Origin of the sequence: Wolbachia endosymbiont of Pentalonia nigronervosa, assembly GCF_014534705.1 — a bacterium.
GTDB lineage: Bacteria > Pseudomonadota > Alphaproteobacteria > Rickettsiales > Anaplasmataceae > Wolbachia.
The window spans coordinates 1-1,790 of the sequence record NZ_JACVWV010000139.1 but is presented as its reverse complement, the minus strand read 5'-3'; the positions used below and the strand labels follow the sequence as shown (position 1 = coordinate 1,790).

The 1,790-nt window shown below is 35.1% G+C and carries 1 protein-coding gene and 2 pseudogenes; 2 read left to right on the top strand and 1 reads right to left on the bottom strand.

Going from position 1 to position 1,790, the window contains the following annotated elements; translation table 11 throughout:
- Positions 1-228 precede the first annotated feature (228 nt).
- A pseudogene (locus IC220_RS07360) lies at positions 229-819 on the bottom strand (transposase); the annotation flags it as partial.
- Between the two features lie 76 nt (positions 820-895).
- Here IC220_RS07360 and IC220_RS07355 point away from each other — a divergent pair.
- Together IC220_RS07355 and IC220_RS07350 are read left to right on the top strand one after the other, a co-directional pair.
- Positions 896-1,603, top strand: coding sequence for an IS5 family transposase (locus tag IC220_RS07355; RefSeq protein ID WP_188153772.1), 708 nt, complete (start codon positions 896-898; stop codon positions 1,601-1,603).
- 60 nt (positions 1,604-1,663) lie between these two features.
- Positions 1,664-1,790, top strand: a pseudogene (locus IC220_RS07350) (IS256 family transposase); the annotation flags it as partial.

Below are 1,790 nucleotides of genomic sequence, written 5' to 3'. Positions count from 1 at the left end.
ATAAAGAATATTTTTTTAATTTTTCTCTTTAGAAGGTCATACAGAAGCAAAGTTACATACGGGGATACCTCCAAAATATAATTTCACGTTTATTTCATAGTTTTGCTAGGACAAGATTTTATATTTTCTATAAATTTTTACGTAATTTTTTAATAAAATTGACAGTCAATGAGAAATATATTCATGATTCATTTTCTCTAGCTGGGAGTGTTAAATAAACCATACGCGTCAAGTTAAGGAACGTAGAGAGCTTAAGGTGGATATTCTTGTTTTCCTATACCTGTCCTTTATGGAAAATTGCGACCAAGCTGTGATGAGCTTTTTTAAGAAGATCTTCAAATCGTTAATCTTGTTATTTAGCACTAAAAATAGTTCTCTAATTCTCCGTTTTAGCTCAATAAATGCTTTAGTTAAGCTAAGCTCTGTATGCTTTTCTAGCTCTACACAACTGACTGCACCATGGAATATAAGAACTGCACATAATTTAGCATATAATTCACATAATACCCTATGCGGCTTTCCTTTAAGGATATCGATCCTAGCGTGGCTCTTGTACAATTTAAACAATAGTTCAATTTGCCACCTTACCCGGTAAATTGCTAATATTTGCTCAGCATTAATCTTACTTTCTGGAGCATTAGTTACAAATATTGACCAATTTAGTAGCTTTTGATTTCTTTGAGAAGATGTATACCCGTGCGATTTTGCCAACCTATTAGCTTTTCTTCTTCGGGCCATGGCCTGTTCTTCAGTTAACTTTTTACATACAATTCTTACTTTAACCTTCGTTTCTTTTCCTAACAGTACTTTCCGCTCTAGGCTCTGTGAACCAAAATTTGGAAAAATAAGAAAAAAGTGGTAGTTTAACCGTGAATAAATAAGGAGAAACTACCAAATGAAATATTACATAGAAGAAACAAAATGGAAACAAATTTTTGCAAATTTGAAAAGCGTAAAAGGAATACACAGTAAAAACGAAGATCGGATAAGAAGGTTCGTGGAATCAGTGTGGTACATGGCTCGAAGTGGTTGCCAATGGCGACTTTTACCAGAAATATATGGCAATTACAGAAGCGTACATAAGAGATTCAAAAAGTGGTGTGAAAAGGGAATTTGGGAAAAGCTGCTCAAATATACACAAGATCCAGATTTGGAAGTGCAAATGATAGATGGAACAATCGTTAGAGCACATGCTTGTGCGGCTGGATACAAGAAGGATACCGGAGCTCAAGAAGCACTGGGACGCAGCAAAGGTGGCTTTACAACAAAGATACATGCTCTTGTTGATGCTCTGGGAAATCCGCTTAAATTTACTTTAACTGCTGGTCAAAGGAACGATATTACACAGGCTGAAGCATTAACTGAGAATATCTCAAATTCAGTTGTGGTGGCCGATAAGGGCTATGATAGTAATGCTTTTATTGCGGGTCTTGAGAATAAAGGGTGTGAGGTTGTTATTCCTCCGAAGCGTAACCGAAAAGTGCAGAGGTATTATGATGAGCATATTTATAAAGAACGTCATTTGATTGGATGCTTTTTCGGCAAAATAAAACATTTTAGGCGGATTTTTTCAAGATTTGATAAGACTGCCAGGGAGTGTTAAATAAACTGTGTCAAACCGAAAAATGATATATTAATGATATAAAAAATGGAGGTTTAACAAATGAAAGAAAAAAGAGCAAACAACTATGTTGGATTAGTAAACTATCAAGAATTAGAGACAAATATCCTGTCATCTATAAGAGAAGGTAAACCACTAACCGGAAGAGAAGGAGCACTGACACCTTTGA

Excerpts from the sequence above, each read along its gene's own strand:
- IC220_RS07355 (WP_188153772.1), top strand. The coding sequence starts at position 896 with ATGAAATATTACATAGAAGAAACAAAATGGAAACAAATTTTTGCAAAT.